Source organism: Sphingomonas sp. ABOLG (assembly GCF_003950435.1).
In the GTDB taxonomy this organism is placed as follows: Bacteria; Pseudomonadota; Alphaproteobacteria; order Sphingomonadales; family Sphingomonadaceae; genus Sphingomonas; species Sphingomonas panaciterrae.
Genome location: NZ_QQWW01000006.1, coordinates 57,838 through 74,491 on the forward strand (window position 1 = coordinate 57,838; position 16,654 = coordinate 74,491).

Annotated in this window: 20 protein-coding genes; 5 read left to right on the forward strand and 15 right to left on the reverse strand. The window is 67.3% G+C overall.

From position 1 onward, the window contains the following. Positions 1-19 precede the first annotated feature (19 nt). The 15 genes from bioB to CA236_RS08845 all read right to left on the reverse strand — a co-directional run bounded on the left by bioB (position 20) and on the right by CA236_RS08845 (position 10,815). The gene (gene bioB / locus CA236_RS08775) at positions 20-1,054 is read right to left on the reverse strand and encodes a biotin synthase BioB (protein ID WP_241212583.1); all 1,035 of its coding nucleotides are present in this window, start codon (positions 1,052-1,054) and stop codon (positions 20-22) included. Beyond that, entirely contained in the window at positions 1,042-1,419 is a 378-nt protein-coding gene (locus CA236_RS08780; RefSeq protein ID WP_231621949.1) for a lysozyme inhibitor LprI family protein, read from the reverse strand. Before CA236_RS08780 ends, bioB begins: the two co-directional genes overlap by 13 nt. Positions 1,420-1,500: 81 nt before the next feature. Beyond that, positions 1,501-2,292 (reverse strand): enoyl-CoA hydratase-related protein, encoded by a 792-nt coding sequence (locus CA236_RS08785; RefSeq protein ID WP_046409474.1) that lies wholly within the window; start codon positions 2,290-2,292, stop codon positions 1,501-1,503. Continuing rightward, on the reverse strand, positions 2,285-3,766 hold the full coding sequence (locus tag CA236_RS08790; protein ID WP_125945319.1) for a carboxyl transferase domain-containing protein: 1,482 nt from the start codon (positions 3,764-3,766) through the stop codon (positions 2,285-2,287). The genes CA236_RS08785 and CA236_RS08790 overlap by 8 nt, the downstream gene beginning before the upstream one ends. Before the next feature lie 149 nt (positions 3,767-3,915). Next, complete coding sequence (locus tag CA236_RS08795; protein ID WP_046409472.1) at positions 3,916-4,425, reverse strand: MmcB family DNA repair protein; 510 nt, start codon at positions 4,423-4,425, stop codon at positions 3,916-3,918. A gap of 49 nt (positions 4,426-4,474) precedes the next feature. Next, positions 4,475-5,116 (reverse strand): cell wall hydrolase, encoded by a 642-nt coding sequence (locus tag CA236_RS08800; protein WP_046409470.1) that lies wholly within the window; start codon positions 5,114-5,116, stop codon positions 4,475-4,477. Between the two features lie 166 nt (positions 5,117-5,282). Then, positions 5,283-5,609: a DUF1491 family protein gene (locus CA236_RS08805; protein ID WP_046409468.1), complete on the reverse strand. Its 327-nt coding sequence runs from the start codon at positions 5,607-5,609 to the stop codon at positions 5,283-5,285. A 4-nt stretch (positions 5,610-5,613) separates the two neighbouring features. Beyond that, complete coding sequence (locus CA236_RS08810) at positions 5,614-6,066, reverse strand: PaaI family thioesterase (RefSeq protein ID WP_046409466.1); 453 nt, start codon at positions 6,064-6,066, stop codon at positions 5,614-5,616. Continuing rightward, positions 6,056-6,535: a PTS sugar transporter subunit IIA gene (locus CA236_RS08815; RefSeq protein WP_125945320.1), complete on the reverse strand. Its 480-nt coding sequence runs from the start codon at positions 6,533-6,535 to the stop codon at positions 6,056-6,058. Before CA236_RS08815 ends, CA236_RS08810 begins: the two co-directional genes overlap by 11 nt. Positions 6,536-6,546: 11 nt before the next feature. Further along, positions 6,547-7,137 (reverse strand): ribosome-associated translation inhibitor RaiA, encoded by a 591-nt coding sequence (gene raiA / locus CA236_RS08820; RefSeq protein WP_046409660.1) that lies wholly within the window; start codon positions 7,135-7,137, stop codon positions 6,547-6,549. Positions 7,138-7,188: 51 nt separating this feature from the next. Continuing rightward, positions 7,189-7,875: a DNA polymerase III subunit epsilon gene (dnaQ, locus tag CA236_RS08825; protein ID WP_046409462.1), complete on the reverse strand. Its 687-nt coding sequence runs from the start codon at positions 7,873-7,875 to the stop codon at positions 7,189-7,191. A gap of 7 nt (positions 7,876-7,882) precedes the next feature. Next, positions 7,883-8,476: a dephospho-CoA kinase gene (coaE, locus tag CA236_RS08830; protein ID WP_125945321.1), complete on the reverse strand. Its 594-nt coding sequence runs from the start codon at positions 8,474-8,476 to the stop codon at positions 7,883-7,885. A gap of 51 nt (positions 8,477-8,527) precedes the next feature. After that, positions 8,528-9,349: a shikimate dehydrogenase gene (gene aroE / locus CA236_RS08835; protein WP_125945322.1), complete on the reverse strand. Its 822-nt coding sequence runs from the start codon at positions 9,347-9,349 to the stop codon at positions 8,528-8,530. After that, the gene (locus CA236_RS08840; RefSeq protein WP_082103015.1) at positions 9,346-9,936 is read right to left on the reverse strand and encodes a nucleoside triphosphate pyrophosphatase; all 591 of its coding nucleotides are present in this window, start codon (positions 9,934-9,936) and stop codon (positions 9,346-9,348) included. The genes aroE and CA236_RS08840 overlap by 4 nt, the downstream gene beginning before the upstream one ends. Positions 9,937-9,981: 45 nt before the next feature. Beyond that, on the reverse strand, positions 9,982-10,815 hold the full coding sequence (locus CA236_RS08845) for a pyruvate, water dikinase regulatory protein (RefSeq protein WP_125945434.1): 834 nt from the start codon (positions 10,813-10,815) through the stop codon (positions 9,982-9,984). Positions 10,816-11,102: 287 nt separating this feature from the next. Between CA236_RS08845 and hemE the strand changes: the two genes are divergently transcribed. From hemE to CA236_RS08870, 5 genes are all read left to right on the forward strand, one after another. Further along, positions 11,103-12,164, forward strand: coding sequence for a uroporphyrinogen decarboxylase (gene hemE, locus CA236_RS08850; protein WP_125945323.1), 1,062 nt, complete (start codon positions 11,103-11,105; stop codon positions 12,162-12,164). After that, on the forward strand, positions 12,164-12,622 hold the full coding sequence (locus CA236_RS08855) for a CopD family protein (protein WP_046409455.1): 459 nt from the start codon (positions 12,164-12,166) through the stop codon (positions 12,620-12,622). Before hemE ends, CA236_RS08855 begins: the two co-directional genes overlap by 1 nt. Positions 12,623-12,862: 240 nt before the next feature. After that, complete coding sequence (gene rho / locus CA236_RS08860) at positions 12,863-14,119, forward strand: transcription termination factor Rho (protein ID WP_046409453.1); 1,257 nt, start codon at positions 12,863-12,865, stop codon at positions 14,117-14,119. Positions 14,120-14,426: 307 nt separating this feature from the next. Continuing rightward, positions 14,427-16,061 (forward strand): ATP-binding protein, encoded by a 1,635-nt coding sequence (locus CA236_RS08865; RefSeq protein ID WP_125945324.1) that lies wholly within the window; start codon positions 14,427-14,429, stop codon positions 16,059-16,061. Continuing rightward, positions 16,058-16,633: a response regulator gene (locus tag CA236_RS08870; RefSeq protein WP_125945325.1), complete on the forward strand. Its 576-nt coding sequence runs from the start codon at positions 16,058-16,060 to the stop codon at positions 16,631-16,633. Before CA236_RS08865 ends, CA236_RS08870 begins: the two co-directional genes overlap by 4 nt. Positions 16,634-16,654 lie beyond the last annotated feature (21 nt).

Consider the following 16,654-nt stretch of genomic DNA (forward strand, 5'->3'; position numbering starts at 1 on the left):
GCCCGCCGCCGTCGCCTGGTCAGGCAGCCGCTTCGCACACCCGCATCGGCTCCTCCGCCACCATCGGCTGCAGTCCCAGCTTGGCGAACAGCGAGGCGTCGGCCCTGTCGCCGCGATTACCCGCGGTCAGCAACTTGTCGCCGGTGAAGATCGAATTGGCGCCCGCCATGAAGCACAGCGCCTGAGTCGCCTCGCTCATCGATTCACGCCCTGCGGACAGGCGCACCATGCTGCGCGGCATGGTGATCCGCGCGACGGCGACAGTACGGACGAACTCGATATCGTCGATCTTCGCCAGCGGCGTATCGGCCAGCAAGTCACCCAGCACCGTGCCCCTTACCGGCACCAATGCGTTGACCGGCACGCTTTCCGGATGGCGCGGCAGCGTGGCGAGCGCATGGACGAACCCGACGCGATCGGCGCGCGTCTCGCCCATCCCGACGATCCCGCCGCAGCACACGTTGATCCCGGCGTCGCGCACATGCGCCAGCGTGTCGAGCCGCTCGTCGAAGCTGCGCGTGGTGATCACCTCGCCATAACGCTCCGGTGCGGTGTCGATATTGTGGTTGTAATAATCGAGCCCCGCCTGGCTCAGCCGCTCCGCCTGTTCGGGCGTCAGCATGCCCAGCGTCATGCACGTTTCCATGCCCATCGCGCGAACGCCCTCGATCATCGCGACGATCGCGTCCATGTCGCGATCCTTGGGATTGCGCCACGCCGCACCCATGCAGAACCGCTGGCTGCCCGCATCGCGTGCCTCGGCCGCGCGTTGCAGCACGGCGCGCACGTCCATCAGCTTGGTCGCCTTCACCCCGCTGTCGGCATGCACCGATTGCGAGCAATAGCCGCAATCCTCCGGGCAGCCGCCGGTCTTGATCGACAGCAGCGTGCACAATTGCACCTGCCCCGCCGCGTGATGCGCGCGGTGGACGCCCTGCGCCTGCCACATCAGCTCGTCGAACGGCAGGTCGAAAAGCGCGGCAATTTCCTCGCGGGTCCAGTCGGTGCGGGTCCCGTCGCTGGGGCTCGCGTGCGTCCGGTTCAACGTGTCCACATCATGTTCCTCAATTGCGCCGTCCGCTCCTGGGTGAGCCGGGTCAGGCATTGCGCACGCGTCATCGCCTGCAGCGATCCGCCCGCGAACTCGCCACCCTCGATCACGCATTGCTTGTCGCGGAATTGCAGCCACGCGCGCTGGCTGGCAAGCGTCGCCGCCGCATAGCCGAAACCACCCGCCCCGCCGCGCGCATCGCGCTGCTTCATCTGCGCATAGGTGCGCTTCCACTGGGCGTTGAGCGCCGCATCGGCGCGGCGCAGGTCCTGTGCGGCCTGCGCGTTCATGCTCGCCTGGGTCTGCGCGCCGGCCGGCGCCGCCATCGACAGCGTCGCCGCGGTCGCAAGGGTGAGCATTCTGATCATCATCGTCTCCATAGCGGTTCCGATGCTCAACGCACCGGAACGCCATGGATGTTCACTGGCGGCACGGCGGCCGCCAACGGTTCACCGTCCCTTGAACACGGGCTTGCGCTTTTCGAGGAAGCTCATGCCGCCCTCGCGCGAATCCTCCGATCCGCCCGCCAGCCGCTGGCCCTCGGCCTCGGCGCGCAGCACCTGGTCGAACGTCCCGTCGAGCGCGGTCATGATGTTGCGGCGCATCGCCGACAGCGCGACCGTCGGGCCGGCCGCCAGGCGCGTCGCCAGCGCCAGCGCCTCGTCCATCAGCACGGCATCATCGACCGCCTTGTAGATCAGGCCCCATTGCTCGGCCTGCTCGGCGCTGATCCGCTCGCCCAGCATCATCATCTGCGTCGCGCGCGCCTTGCCGATCGTCTTAGCCAGCAGCCAGGTCGAACCACCGTCGGGCACAAGCCCAATGTTGACGAACGCCTGCAGGAAATACGCGCTCTTGCCCGCGAACACGAAGTCACCCGCCAGGCCCATCGAACAACCGACGCCGGCCGCCGGACCGTTCACTGCGGTCACCACCGGCACCGACAGGTTCAGGATCTGGCTCATCAGCGGGTTGTAGAAGTTCATCAATGCGCGGTGGCTGGTGTCGCCGCCCTTGATGCGGGTTTCCCCGCCGCCGCGCGCCTGCAGGTCGGCGCCCGAACAGAACGCCCGGCCCCCGCCGGTCAGCAGCACGGCGCGCGCCCCCTGAAGATCGTACAGCGCGACCGTCAGATCCTCCGCCAGCTGGATCGACGCCGCGTTCAGCCGCTCGGGACGGTTGAGCGTGATGACCAGGACGTCGCCCTTCTTTTCGGTCAGGATCGTTTCGTAATCAGCCATTTCGGTCTCTCTCCTTCAATGTCCCGCTCCCCTGGGGATCCGGGTGTGGCAGTGATCTGCCGGAACCTTGCGCATCATGGCGCGCCAGCGCCAGTGCGATCGCGCCCCGCGTATCGGCGGGGCGGATCACCGCATCGACGATGCCTGACGCTACGGCATTGACCGGATCAGCGATGCTGGCGGCATAGTCACGCACTTTCTCGCGTGTCGCCGCATCATCACCGTGGCGCAGCAGCAGCCGCGCGGCGCCAGCGGCGTTCATCGCGGCGATCTCCGCGGTCGGCCAGGCGAAGCGCGCGCCGCCCGCGCCGCGCGGCGCCATCATCAGCCACGCCGGCCCGGTTGCCCGCCGCGTGACGACGGTGATCACCGGCACGTCGGCACGCGCAACCGTCGCCAGCAGCGCCGCGCCCGCCGCGACGATCCCGCCCGCCTCCTCCTGCGCGCCCGGCATCAACCCGGGCGAATCAACCAGCGTCACGATCGGCAACCGGCAGGTGGCACATAGCGCCGCCAGCCGCGTCGCCTTGGCGATGCCGGCACGGTCGATCACCCCGCCCGCCACGATCGGCTGGTTCGCCATGATGCCGATGCTGCGGCCACCAATGCGGGCGATCCCGCACAGCATCCCGCCACCACGATCGGGCTGAAGCTCCAGCCACGCGCGATCATCGCAGATCGCCTGCACCAGTTCGCGCATGTCATAGGGTTCGGCCGGATCCGCCGGCACCAGCGTATCGAGATGCGCCGCGACCCGGGTGGCTGGATCAACCGATGGTGCGACGTCGCGCACCAACAAGCCAATCGCCATCCGCGCGGCGAACAGCAGCTCGATCTCATTGGCAAAGATGCGATCCGCAATCCCGCTGGTGGTTGCTTGGAGCATCGCCCCGCCCAGCGCCTCCGCCGTCGCCAATTCGCCGGTGGCGTCGCGCAGCACGTCGGGCCCCGACACATACAGCCGGCTCGCGCGCTCCAGCATGAAGGTGAGATGCGCCATCGCCGGGGCGAAGGCTGCCGCGCCGATCGCATCGCCGAACACCAGCGCCAGATGCGGCACACGCCGGCGGCCGCCATTCGCCAATGCGTGAAGGATCGTCGCCTGTCCGGCCAGCGCCGCCTGCGCCTCGTCCAGCGCGAGCCCGCCCGAATCATACAGGCCGACGACCGGCACCTGCGCCGCCTGCGCCCGCGCCAGCAATTCTGCGATGTGCGCGGCCTGATCCGCAGTGGCGATCCCGCCCTGGTCGGTCACGTCCTGCGCAAAGGCCATCACGCGCTGCCCGCCGACCAGCCCGGCCGCGGTGATCACGCCCGCGCCGACGGCGATCGGCATCATCGTGCCCTCATCGAACAGGGTGTCGAGCCGCTCGCACGCGGCCAGCCGGTGCCGCTCATGCTGCGCTGCTGCGGCGGCAAAGCGCGCCCGCAGCGGATCGGGGGGCCGGTGCCCCTCCCCCGCCGCCCCGCTCATGACGCCCCCTCGCTCATCGCAAATGTCCTGCGCCGTCACGGCGGTGGAGGCAAATGACGAATCCGTCAGGGGGCAACAGCAACGCTATGCCGTGTATGGCTACCAGCCGGGCGCCGTGTGCGGCTTACCAGCCTGGAACCGCGGCTGGCCTACCAGCCCTGGATCGCGTCGGGATCGACCTGGGCGATCAGCCGCCGCGCCGCGCGCCGGGCAAAGGCGAGCGTGCATTTCTTGCGCCCATGGGTGCTCATCGCCTCGATCTTGGCCTCGCGCACCACCGCCGCGTCATAACGATCGGCGACGATCAGCCCGGTACGCTCGGGCAGGAAGGCGGGGCCAGCAATCGGCCCGTGATCGAACCCCGCCGGCACCGCCCAGAAGAAGCGGTCGCAATGCGGCAGATATTCCTGCCACTTGTTGTCGCCAAGCAGGTCGGCGCGCGACACCTTGATCTCGATGATCGTGATCTGGCCGCGCACGTCGAGCGCCATCAGGTCGACGCGCCGCCCGCCGTCCAGCGGCACCTCGGGCATGGCGACAAGTTCGTGGCGCAGCAGCAATCGCGTAACCCCGCGCGCCACATCGGCGGCGCACAGCGGCGAATCGGGATCGTCAACGCAAGAAGCGGGCGTGGTCAGCACGCCCGCTTCATAGAACATTGCAGGAACAATGAGAAGGGCTCAGCCCGCAATCGGCATCAACGGCGGCTCAGCGCCAGAAGATGTGGTTGCCGATCGACGCGACCTTCTTCAGCCCCGATGCGGGCGGACGGCCACGGTTGAAATACAGCGCCGGACCGGCCTGATCGTCCCATGCGTCGTTCAGCGCGACCTTCGCCACCGCGACGGCGGTACGATAGGCCTTGCTGTCCTCGTTGATCGACGGGATGCGGCCGCCACGCACGAAGCCGAACTGGCCACGCTGCGTGATCACGTCACAGACGTCCGAGGGGAAACGGCCCGACTTGGCGCGGTTCAGGATGACCTCGGCCACTGCCAGCTGGCCCGACAGCGGCTCACCGCGGGTTTCGAAGTAGATCGCACCGGCCAGGCACTGCAGCGCCTCATCGTCGCCATCATGGGTCGACTGGGCAGCCACGGCGGCGGCAAGCGACGGATATGCAACCGTTTCCTCGTTTGCGAGTTCATCATCGGCGAGGTCGGTAGGATTGGGAACCTGTACCGTCGTCGGCGTCGGCGTGAAAACTGTCGCGGTCATCGGTGCGGTAGCGTTCGGCTGGGGGAGCATGTGCTCAACCTCGGCAGCCAGTCCGGCCGTGCTCTGCGCAGTCAGGCCGAAAAAGGTGATCGTCATGGCTGCGGCAAGCGCGGCCCGCGAAAGAAACGACATCTTCTACATTCAAGTGCGGTGGTTACGCGGACACGACCGGGTTTCCGTGGAAACAGCGATCGACCGGGACCCCCCCGACTGCGTCACCGATGTGGATCGCACCCACCGCGGCACAACGCTTTGAAACTATGCTGGCGGGATTTGCCCCGGCCGCGCGGCGAGTCAATCAAGCCAGGATCGTTTCAGCGGCGAACCGTTGTGAGTCCGCGACGTCCAGAGCCACTACCCATAGATCGGGATCGCGCTGGCGCCGCCGTTTCCAATAATCCTCGATCGACTCGTCCCGCGTCGCACCGGGCCCGCTCTCGACCAGAATGTCCCCGCCATCGGGCCCGATCGCGCGTTCGACGACGGTGTTTTCGCGCTCCAGGATGATCAGGATCGCGCCGGCATCGGCATCCCCGCGCGCCCGCACGACGGCGATTCCCCCCGCATCGTTGACGCGGCGGATCAGCGCCGCGACCAGCAGATGGGTGGGCAGGCGGCGTGTCATAGGGTCAGGCGCTGCGATAACCGGGCAGGCTGGCCAGCGCGATTCGGCTGCGCATGAAGGTGCCGGTGCCGCGCGCGACCTCCTCGCCATCCGCCGTGATCAGCCGCGCATCGCCGACGAACACGCGCCGCTGGCCGTTGACCCAGCGTCCTTCGGCGACCACCGGCCCCGCCGACAGCGGGCGGGTCAGCAGCAGGTTGAACTGCGTGGTCAGCAGGAAACGATCGGTGATCAGGCTGTTGCAGGCGTAGAAAGCCGCATCGTCCAGCATCTTGAAATAGGTCGTGCCATGCGCCGCGCCGGCGGCATGGTAATGATCGCGCGTCACCTCGAAACTGATCCGCGCCACGCCGGGCTCGGGAATCGACAGGGTGGACGCGAACAGGCGGTTGATCGGCGCCGCCGCATAAAGCGATTCCAGCGCGCGATGATGCGCCTCGGCGCCTTCAGGCTGCATCCCGGCCCATCCCCGGCTCGTCCGCCGTCAGCAGGGCGTAGATCGCATCGCGCGATCCCGCGCCGCGCAGCTTGGCGACGAAGCCATGGTCGCGGAACCGGCCCGAAACTCGCGCCAGCGCCTTCAGATGATCCGCTCCCGCGCTGGCGGGGGACAGCATCCCGACGACGATGTCGACCGGCATGTCGTCGATCGCGTTGAACTCGATCGGTTGCGCCAGCCGCGCGACGATCACCACGATGCGCGACAGCCCCGGCAGCCGCGCATGCGGGATCGCCACGCCGCCGCCAAAGCCGGTCGAGCCCAGCTTCTCACGCTCGGCGAGCGCATTGGTTACCATGCTGGGATCCAGCCCCAGCGGCGGGCCGGCAAGCGCGCCCAGCTGCTGGAACAGGATCTTCTTGTTGTTCGCCATCACCCCGACCACGACCAGGTCGGGGTGGAGGAGGTCACTCAAATCGCTCGCCATCGTAGTCGGCGTTACCCCGCTCGTTGCGGCTCGACCCAGCCGATCGTGCCGTCGCCGCGCCGATAGACCATGTTGTACGAGCCCGTCCCGCTGTTCTTGAACAAAAGCGCATTGGTGTTGCGCAGGTCGAGCATCATCACCGCGTCGGACACGGTCGCATCGGGCACGTCCACGCGCGTTTCGGCGATGATCAGCGGGGCGTCCTGTTCCTCGTCCTCGCCGATCCGCTCGGCGAACAGCGTGTACCCGGCATTGTCCAGATTGTCGTAGGCGCCATTCTCCGCCAGCGCCTGCGCCTGCCCGGCGTTGCGGTCCTTCAGCCGGCGCATGTAGCGGCGCAGCTGCTTCTCGATCTTCTCCGCCGCACCGTCAAAGGCGAGGTGCGCGTCCGGCGCGTCATGCCGGCCCTTCAGCACCAGTCCCTGCATGACATGCGCGACGATGTCGCAACTGAACCCGCCATTGGGTCCCTGGCCAAATGTCACCTGCGCCGAAATCGCGCGACTGAAATATTTCTCGGCCATGCCTTGCAGCCGAGTGTCGACATGATCCTTCAGCGCATCACCCGTTTCCACCTGGTGACCAGATACCCGGATTTCCATCGACTCATTCTCCATTGCTGGCCCGGCGTGCTTGCGCCGGTGCGTTGGGCGTCAACCGGACGCCGCGGCCCCCCAGATCGGATTCTTGATCTTTGTCATGAACGCTGAATGGGCGGTAAGTTCCGCATCGCTGGGTGCGAAATGCCGCGGGGCGCGCACCGGGCGCGGCGGAGCGTCGGCGACGGCCACCTCCTCCACCACCAGATCGCTGACCAGCGACAGGCCGATCTGCCGCCCGCCCATCAGCTCGACATAGACCTGCGCCAGCAGTTGCGCGTCGAGCAATGCGCCGTGCAGCACGCGGTGCGACCGGTCGATGCCATAGCGCGAGCACAAGGCGTCCAGCGTCAGCTTCGCGCCGGGATGGCGCTGCTTGGCGATCGCCAGCGTGTCGACCATCCGGCTGGTGCAAATCAGGTCGCGCCCGCACCGCCCCAGTTCGCCATTGAGAAAGCCGAAGTCGAACGAGGCATTGTGCGCGATCAGCGGCGCATCGCCGACAAAGGCGATCAGCTCCTCCGCCACCGCGGGGAACAGCGGCTTGTCGGCGAGAAACGCGTCGGACAGGCCGTGGATCGCGAACGCGCCCGGCGGCATCGTGCGCTCGGGATGGAAATAGGCGTGAAAGGTGCGCCCCGTTTCGCAGCGGTTGATCAGCTCGACACAGCCGATCTCGACCATCCGGTCCTCGCCAAAGGTGAAGCCGGTGGTTTCGGTGTCGAAGACGATTTCGCGCATGCGCTGATTATCGGACTTCCACCTCGTTCAGGCAAGCGATCACCCGGCGAACATGGCTACGTGTTTCCTCGATGGGGACGTCAGTCGGGATGACGAAATCGGCCTGCGCGCGCTTGTCGGCGTCGGGCACCTGCCGCGCCAGGATCGCGTCGAGCTTCGCTTCCGACATGCCCGGCCGCTGCAAGGTTCGGGCGCGCTGCACCTCGGGGGCGGCGGAAACGACCACCACCTTGTCCATCGCGCGCTGCCCGCCGGTCTCGAACAACAGCGGCACGTCGAAGATGACCACCGGCGCCTCGGCATTGGCCGTCAGGAACGCTGCCCGCTCCTCTCCCACCGCCGGGTGGACGATCGCCTCCAGCGCCTTCATCGCCGCATCATCGCCAAGCACCGCCTCGGCCAGCGCGGTGCGATTGACCCCCTGCGCGCCGGTCGTGCCGGGAAAGCGCGCCTCGATCGCCGCGACAACGCGGCCGGCCGGCCCCTGCAGCTTGTGCACCTCGGCATCGGCATCGAACACGGGGATGCCTTCGTCGGCAAACATTGCCGCGACGGTGGACTTGCCCATGCCGATCGATCCGGTGAGCCCCACTTTCAGCATTCCCTTTTCTCCCCTCATCGCCCGCCCGTGCGGCGGCGCTTCATCGTGCCGTCAGGCGTCGCCGCCGATCAGCCGCGCGCGCAATTCGGCGTCATGCTCGCGCGGCGCCGGCTGGTCGAAGAACAATTCGAACGCCGCCGCCGCCTGCCCGACCAGCATTTCCAGCCCGTCGATCGTCTCCAGCCCGCGCGCCTCGGCCGCGTCGAGCAATGGCGTGTGCAGCGGCGCATAGACGATGTCATAGACCAGCGCGTCGGCGGGGAGCGGCAGCAGGTCGAGGTCGAGCGGCGGCTGCCCCTCCATCCCCAGCGCGCTGGTGTTGACCAGCAGCTTCGCCGCCGGCAGCCGCCCGGTCAGCGGCAGCACCTCGCCCTTCAACCCGAACCGGCTCAGCAACGCCGCTGCCTTCAGTGGCGAACGGTTAAGGATCGTCACCGGTCCGACGTTCATCCGCGACAGCGCGAACAGCACCGCGCGCGCCGCGCCGCCCGCGCCGACGATCGCCACCGGCGCGCCGGTCAGGTCGACGTCGGCGATCGGCGCATAGAAGCCGGCGGCATCGGTGTTGGTCCCGAACAGCGTGTCCGCCCCCTGCCGCACCACCGTGTTCATCGCCCCGATACTGTCGCGCACCCCGCCCGGGTCGTCGACCAGATCGAGCATCTCCACCTTGTGCGGGATGGTCACGTTGCACCCGCGCCACGCCGGATCGGCGCGCCGCTCGGCAATGAAGCGCGGCAGGTCATCGCTGGTGACGCGCGTCGCGCGATACTCGGCGTCGATCCCCCGTTTCTCGAGCCAGAAGCCATGGATGATCGGCGACTTGGAATGGGCGATCGGATCCCCGATCACTTCGGCATAGGGCCTGGTCATGCCGGCAACACGCTCCGTTCACGCAAGTAAGAGAGGACCGGCAACAGGGGCATGCCCAGCACGGTGAACTGGCTGCCCTCGATCCGGCTGAACAATTGCGCGCCCGGCCCCTCGATCCGGTAGCAGCCGACGCAGCCCGAAATCGCCGGCCATTCGGCGTCGAGATAGGTGTCGATAAAGGCCTCGGACAGCGGCCGCACCATCATCCGCGCACGATCGACATGGCGCCACACCGGCCGGCCGCCCTCGGCAATCACCGCCGCGCTGACGAGATCGTGGCGCTTGCCCGACATCATCGCCAGGTGGCGCGCAGCGTCCTCGCGGCTTTCCGGCTTGGACAGGATCGTGCCATCCTCCAGCACCGCCAGGCTATCCGACCCCAGCACCAGTGCCTGCGGATGGCGCTGCGACACTTTCAGCGCCTTCATCTCGGCCAGCGCATCGGCCAGGTCGCGCGGGGCGATCGCGCCCAGCGCCGCCTTGGCGGCATCCTCGTCCACCATCGCCGGCTCGGCGTGGAACGGCACGCCGGCGGCGGTCAGCATCGCCATGCGCGAGGCGGATTGGGAGGCAAGCACAAGCGTCAGCGCGCTCGAACCGGGGGCAGCAGGCGTCACGGCGTCTTTATTCCTTCAGCGTTCCATCATGCCGGTGCCGCCCGCGCGCTCGTTGAACAAGGAAATGACGGCGGCGGCCGTTTCCTCGATCGAGCGGCGGGTGACGTCGATCACCGGCCAGCTATGGTCGGCGAACATGCGCCGGGCATAGCTCAGCTCGTGGATCACCGCTTCCTGATCGACATAGGATGTCTCGGGCGCCTGGTTCAGCGACAGCAAGCGGTTGCGCCGCACCTGGATCAGCCGGTCGGGGCTGGTGGTCAGCCCGACGATCAGCGGGTTCTTCAGCGTGAACAGGCTCGCGGGCGGCGGGCTTTCCACCACGATCGGGATATTGGCGACCTTGAACCCGCGATTGGCGAGATAGATCGACGTCGGCGTCTTGGACGATCGCGAGACGCCGGCCAGCACGATGTCGGCGTCCTCCCATTCCTCCCACAGGACGCCATCGTCATGCGCAATGGTGAACTGGATCGCATCGACGCGCGCAAAATAGGCCGCGTCCAGCACGTGCTGGCGCCCCGGCTTGTTCTTGGCCTGCTGCCCGAGCAGCGCGGACAATGCGTCGTTGACCGGATCGAGCGGCGCGACCAGCGGCAGGCCCAGCGACTGGCAGCGCTGCTCCAGCGCGCGGCGCGTCGCCGGATTGACCAGCGTGTAGATCACCAGCCCCGGGTTCTGCGCGATTTCCTGCAGGATGCGGTCGAGATGCGCCTCGGTGCGCACCATCGGCCAGAAATGGCGGACGGTTTCCACGTCGTCATATTGCGAGAGCGCCGCCTTGGCGATGTTCTCCAGCGTCTCGCCGGTGGAATCCGACAAAAGGTGCAGATGCAGCTTAACCGTCATCGGCATGAATCTGTGGATAACATGGGGATAAGCGGTAGCGTAACCGGCGCGTCCGGCCAAGCGGGACACCGGATCGTGGAAAACCGATCATCTATCCACAATCCCGTCCACGCCGGATGGTTTCACCCACAGGCTGTGGATAATGGGGACAGCTGAATCGAATCCCCGGGAGTCCGCGACTCTGCGTGGGTCAACCTGTTGGCAATCAGGGGACGAACGCATAAGCCCCGGCACCAACGCGCCAACATCATCTCACAACCCTGTGAATCTTACTTTTGAGTAGAAGCATGGACGCCCAAACCGATTCCAAACCGCTGTTGGATGTCCTGAAAGGGCAGCGCCGCGCGCGGCCACCGATGTGGCTCATGCGCCAGGCGGGCCGCTATTTGCCCGAATATCGCGCGCTCCGGGCCGAAAAGGGCGGATTCCTCGCGCTCGCCACCGATCCGGAGGCAGCCGCCGAGGTGACTCTGCAACCGATCCGCCGCTTCGGCTTCGACGGCGCGATCCTCTTCTCCGACATCCTGATGGTGCCCTGGGCGCTCGGCCAGGACCTGACCTTCGGGCCGGGGGAGGGCCCGCGCCTCACGCCGCGGCTGGTGGATCATGCGCTCGCTTCGCTGCAACCGGTGCCCGAACGGCTTGCCCCGGTGTACGCCACCGTGCGCCGCGTCGCCGCCGCGCTGCCCGCCGAAACCACCTTCCTCGGCTTTGCCGGCTCGCCCTGGACGGTCGCGACCTACATGGTCGCCGGGCAGGGCAGCCGCGACCAGGCCGAAACGCGCAGCATGGCCTACCGCGATCCCGCCGCGTTCGGCGCGATCATCGATGCGATCATCGCCAGCACGGTCGATTATCTCGCGGCGCAGATCGACGCGGGGGTGGAGGCGGTGCAGCTGTTCGACAGCTGGGCCGGCACGCTCTCGCCGGCGCAGTTCGAACGCTGGGTCATCGCGCCCAATGCCGCGATCGTCTCGGCGCTGAAGGCACGCCACCCCGACACCCCGATCATCGGCTTTCCGAAGGGGGCAGGGGGCAAATTGCCGGCCTATGCCCGCGAAACCGGCGTCGATGCGTTGGGGCTCGATGAAACCGTCGATCCGGCCTGGGCCGACGCCAACCTGCCCGAGATGCTGCCGGTGCAGGGCAATCTCGATCCGCTCGCGCTCATCGCCGGGGGCGCGGCGCTCGATTCAGCGGTCGACCGCATCCTTGCGGCCTTTCCCCACCGTCCGCATATTTTCAACCTCGGCCACGGCATCGATCAGCACACGCCGATCGCGCATGTCGAGCAGGTGATCGCCAGGGTACGCGGATCAGAGGCAGGCGGGTCGGGAGCGCACGGCTGATGGGTGTAGGATTTCTCGGCGAATACTACCTTTGGGTGAAGGCCGCGCACGTCATCTTCGTCATCTTCTGGATGGCGGGGCTGTTCATCCTGCCGCGCTATCTGGTCCATCATCAGGATGGCCTCGGCGACCCCGTTGAGGAGGACCGCTGGAAGCTGCGCGAAGGCCGCCTGCGCCGCATCATCCTGACGCCTGCAATGATCGCCGTCTGGGTCATCGGCCTCGCGCTGGCGATCAACATCGGCCTGCTGGTGACGATCCAGGGCCTCGCCTGGCTCCATGCCAAGCTGTTCGTCGTCTATCTGCTGACCGGCTATCAGGCGGTCATGGTCGGCTATGCCAAGAAGCTTGCCGTGGGCAAGGCGCCCTGGCCCGGCCGCCGGCTGCGGATGATGAACGAGGTGCCTGCGCTCGCCGTCATCATCATCGTGATTCTGGCGGTGGTGAAGCCGTTCTGATCCCGTTGGCGTGACATTTGGCCGGCAGCGGCCGAAATCAGGCCGTTTGTCGCCCGGATACAGGCCGGGCGCGGTGTGATGGAGGCCGCAGGACGCGCTTGACTATGCCCTGACGCGCTCCTACGTCGCGGCTTACGGTGTGGCCTTTCGGCCCGCTGCCTCCTTGCAGTCTCGTTGCCGCGCGAACGTCTTTTCCGCCGACCGGGCTTTCTCCCCAACCGATTCACATCGGACTCAAACATGCATCTCAAAGATCTCAAGAAGAAAGCCCCGGCAGAGCTGGTCCAGCTGGCCGAGGAGCTTGGCGTCGAGGGCGCCTCCACCCTGCGCAAGCAGGACCTGATGTTCGCGATCCTCAAGGTCCAGGCCGAGGAAGGCGAGCAGATCATGGGCGAGGGCACGATCGAGGTGCTCCCCGACGGCTTCGGCTTCCTGCGCTCGCCAGAGGCGAACTATCTCGCCGGTCCCGACGACATCTACGTCTCGCCTAACCAGGTCCGCAAGCATGGCCTGCGCACCGGCGACACGGTCGAGGGCGAGATCCGCGGGCCCAAGGACGGCGAACGCTATTTCGCGCTGACCAAGCTGGTTCGCGTCAATTTCGATGATCCCGACGCGGTGCGTCACCGCGTGAACTTCGACAATCTCACTCCGCTCTATCCCGAAGAGCGGCTGAAGATGGAGATCGAGGATCCGACGCTGAAGGACAAGACCGGCCGCGTGCTCGATCTTGTCTCGCCGATCGGCAAGGGTCAGCGCTGCCTCATCGTCGCCCCGCCGCGCGTCGGCAAGACGGTGATGATGCAGAACATCGCCCGCGCGATTTCGCTCAACCATCCCGAAGTGTTCCTGATCGTGCTGCTGATCGACGAGCGCCCGGAAGAAGTCACCGACATGCAGCGCACGGTGAACGGGGAGGTCGTGTCCTCGACCTTCGACGAGCCGGCGACGCGCCACGTCGCGGTGGCCGAAATGGTGATCGAAAAGGCCAAGCGCTTGGTCGAGCACAAGAAGGACGTGGTGATCCTGCTCGACAACATCACCCGCCTCGGCCGCGCCTACAACACGGTTGTGCCGTCGTCGGGCAAGGTGCTGACCGGCGGTGTCGACGCGAATGCCCTGCAGCGTCCAAAGCGCTTCTTCGGCGCCGCACGCAACATCGAGGAAGGCGGCAGCCTCACCATCATCTCGACCTCGCTGATCGACACCGGCAGCCGCATGGACGAGGTGATCTTCGAAGAGTTCAAGGGCACCGGCAACGCCGAAATCGTGCTCGACCGCAAGGTTTCGGACAAGCGCATCTTCCCGGCGATCGACGTATCGAAGAGCGGCACGCGCAAGGAAGAGCTGCTGGTCGAGAAGGACAAGCTCAGCAAGATGTGGGTGCTGCGCCGTATCCTGATGCAGATGGGCACCGTCGATGCGATGGAGTTCCTGCTGGGCAAAATGAAGGATTCGAAGACCAACGAAGACTTCTTCGCGAGTATGAACCAGTAAGGGTTCCGTCAGGGCGGGGCGGCAGGCGCCTGTCGGCCGCCCGTCCTGGTTGCGAGATTACAGGTGCCGTGCGCCAGCCTCCGACCGAACATGTCGGTGTGGCGCGGTGCCGCTCCCCCTCGGCACCGCGCCCGCGGATACGCGCCGTCCCCCTGTTGGCGACGCGCCTCCACCACATGAAGCGAGCATGCCGCGCCATTCAGCGCTGATGCGCGTCGGACACCATCCGGGAAAAACCCGGTAAGACGCTCATCTCCGGGAATTTTCCGGGTGGCGAACCGCTCGCTGCCGGCGCAAGGCAAGGGCAATGGCAAGCCGCTTGCTCTCCTTCGCGCCGGGTGACAGGCGCGCCCCGGTGCTGGCAGGCCGGCATCCCACCGCGTCGCGCCTGCGCACCGATGCGCTGCTTCTTGCCCTCTACGCGGCCGGGTTCCTCCTGGCCCATGCCATCGCGGTTCGCTGGGGTGGCGATGGCTATTATTCGCTATGGTTCCCTGCCGCCGGCCTACGCTTCGCCTTGCTCTGGCGGGCAGGGGTGCGTTTCACCCTGCCGGTCGCGGCGGTCGAGCTTGCAGCCAATCTCGCGACGGGCGCGGTCGTTCTTCGCAGTGAGGACTGGGTCTTGGTGGTGCTGAGCGTCGTTCGCCCGGCGCTGGCCTATGGCCTGGCGATCTATGCCGTCCAGTGGCTGACCCGCGGGGCAAAGGCGGATGACGCCTTTTTTGCGCCGCCAATGCCGTTTGCGCTGGCGAGCGTGGCTGCACCGTTCGCGGCCGCGCTTGCTGCCTTGCCGCAGGCGCTGTTGCGGCCTGAGCTGACCGGGGTGGCGGACCTGCGCAGCGTCGTGCTGTCGCTCAGTGCCTTCACCATCGGTGATCTTCTTGGGGTCCTGCTGGTCGCGCCTCCCTTGCTCTGGGTGGCCGACGCCGTGCTCGCGCCGAGCGCGCGGCCGGTGCGACGACCGTCGCCGGCTCTCCTGGTCGAGGCGTTCGGCGTGTTGCTGGCAGGGCTGGGCGTGGCCGGCGGGCTCGCGTGGATCGGCCTTGGTCTGCAGCCGGCGCCGGCGCTGGTGGCGATTGCCTGGGTCGGCCTGCGGTTCGGGCGTGTGGCGGCCTGGGCGGCGCTGCTGTGCGTGGCGGCGATCGTCCTGCCGCTCTCAGCCGGCGCGATGGACACCGGCGATCGATTGCAACTCCACCTCGGCCTAGCGACGATCGCGGTCGCGGGATATCTCGCTGGCAGCTTCGCCGACGCGCAGATCCAGGCGCGCGAGGATCTCGCGCGGCGTGATCGGCTGCTCTTCCAGGCCGAGCGCCTGAAGACGCTGCGCGCCATGTCGGTCGCGGTGATCCACGAAATCTCGCAGCCGCTGTCGACGCTGTCGATCGAGGCGCGGCATCTGCATGAATCCGCACAGGGCGCGTCCCCGGAGGTCGAGAAAACCGCGGCGCTGATTCATGCCAAGGCGACGCAATTGTCTGATCTGGTGCGCCGCCTGCGCCGCTACGGCGGCCGTGCCGTCGATCAACCAACCCCGCTGCCGCTCACCGCGCTCTTCGAGAGCGTCCTGCCGCTCGCCGGCCCGGAGGTTACCGCGCTGGGCGCGAGGATCACCATTGAGCCGCTGGACGCGGACATCCTGATCGAGGGGCAGGAGGTCGAGCTTGCCCAGGCGCTGGTCAATTTGGTCCGCAACGCCGCCCAGGCCTGCGGCCGGGGCGGGGAGGTGGTGCTGTCCGCGCGCAAGGAGGGCGCGGTGGCCATCATCACCGTCGCCAACCGGCATCGCGCTGACCTGCCGCCGCAGCCCGGCATGGGGGTCGGCACGCTGGTCGCCCGTGCGATCCTCGAGGCACATGGCGGCACGCTGACCCGCGAGACGGGCAGCGATGCGATGGTGCGCGCGACCATCACCTTGCCGCTGATCGGAGATCCGGAATGAAGGAAGCGCCGGTCTATGTCGTCGATGATGACGCCGATCTCGGCGCCAGCGTGGCGCGCCTGCTCGGTCGGCACGGCTTTGCTGCGCAGGCGTTCGTCGATCCTGCCGCGCTGCTGGGTCTCTACGCCGCGGCACCTGCCCAATGCATCGTGACCGACGTGATGATGGGTGATCTCGACGGCTTTGCCTTTGCCGATCGCGTGCGCGCGATTGATCCGGCGACGTCGATCGTCTTCATGACCGCCTGGCCAACCACCGCCAACGCCGTTGATTCCGTGCGCCGCTATGGCGGGCTCGATTATCTGGAAAAGCCGATCGACGAGGATCGCCTGGTCGCGGCCGTGGCCGAGGGGGTGGCGTGGAGCCGCCAGCGCCGCGAGACGCACGCGCGGACCGCACAGCTGACCGCGCGTGAGCGTCAGGTGTTCGACCTGCTGGTGCTGGGCCACCCCAACAAGGTGATCGCCGACCAGCTCGGCCTGTCGCCCAAGACGATCGAGGATCATCGCGCTGCCGTGATGGCCAAGACCGGGGTCAACGGCCTCGCGCAGCTGATCGCGCTGACCCGATGACCGGATCCGTCACGTCATTCG

Bases quoted from the DNA above. Each gene is read 5' to 3' on its own strand.
- CA236_RS08780 (WP_231621949.1), bottom strand. From the start codon at position 1,419: ATGATCAGAATGCTCACCCTTGCGACCGCGGCGACGCTGTCGATGGCG.
- CA236_RS08785 (WP_046409474.1), bottom strand. From the start codon at position 2,292: ATGGCTGATTACGAAACGATCCTGACCGAAAAGAAGGGCGACGTCCTG.
- CA236_RS08790 (WP_125945319.1), bottom strand. From the start codon at position 3,766: ATGAGCGGGGCGGCGGGGGAGGGGCACCGGCCCCCCGATCCGCTGCGG.
- CA236_RS08795 (WP_046409472.1), bottom strand. From the start codon at position 4,425: ATGTTCTATGAAGCGGGCGTGCTGACCACGCCCGCTTCTTGCGTTGAC.
- CA236_RS08800 (WP_046409470.1), bottom strand. From the start codon at position 5,116: ATGTCGTTTCTTTCGCGGGCCGCGCTTGCCGCAGCCATGACGATCACC.
- CA236_RS08805 (WP_046409468.1), bottom strand. From the start codon at position 5,609: ATGACACGCCGCCTGCCCACCCATCTGCTGGTCGCGGCGCTGATCCGC.
- CA236_RS08810 (WP_046409466.1), bottom strand. From the start codon at position 6,066: ATGCAGCCTGAAGGCGCCGAGGCGCATCATCGCGCGCTGGAATCGCTT.
- CA236_RS08815 (WP_125945320.1), bottom strand. From the start codon at position 6,535: ATGGCGAGCGATTTGAGTGACCTCCTCCACCCCGACCTGGTCGTGGTC.
- raiA (WP_046409660.1), bottom strand. From the start codon at position 7,137: ATGGAAATCCGGGTATCTGGTCACCAGGTGGAAACGGGTGATGCGCTG.
- dnaQ (WP_046409462.1), bottom strand. From the start codon at position 7,875: ATGCGCGAAATCGTCTTCGACACCGAAACCACCGGCTTCACCTTTGGC.
- coaE (WP_125945321.1), bottom strand. From the start codon at position 8,476: ATGCTGAAAGTGGGGCTCACCGGATCGATCGGCATGGGCAAGTCCACC.
- aroE (WP_125945322.1), bottom strand. From the start codon at position 9,349: ATGACCAGGCCCTATGCCGAAGTGATCGGGGATCCGATCGCCCATTCC.
- CA236_RS08845 (WP_125945434.1), bottom strand. From the start codon at position 10,815: ATGACGGTTAAGCTGCATCTGCACCTTTTGTCGGATTCCACCGGCGAG.
- hemE (WP_125945323.1), top strand. From the start codon at position 11,103: ATGGACGCCCAAACCGATTCCAAACCGCTGTTGGATGTCCTGAAAGGG.
- CA236_RS08855 (WP_046409455.1), top strand. From the start codon at position 12,164: ATGGGTGTAGGATTTCTCGGCGAATACTACCTTTGGGTGAAGGCCGCG.
- rho (WP_046409453.1), top strand. From the start codon at position 12,863: ATGCATCTCAAAGATCTCAAGAAGAAAGCCCCGGCAGAGCTGGTCCAG.
- CA236_RS08865 (WP_125945324.1), top strand. From the start codon at position 14,427: ATGGCAAGCCGCTTGCTCTCCTTCGCGCCGGGTGACAGGCGCGCCCCG.
- CA236_RS08870 (WP_125945325.1), top strand. From the start codon at position 16,058: ATGAAGGAAGCGCCGGTCTATGTCGTCGATGATGACGCCGATCTCGGC.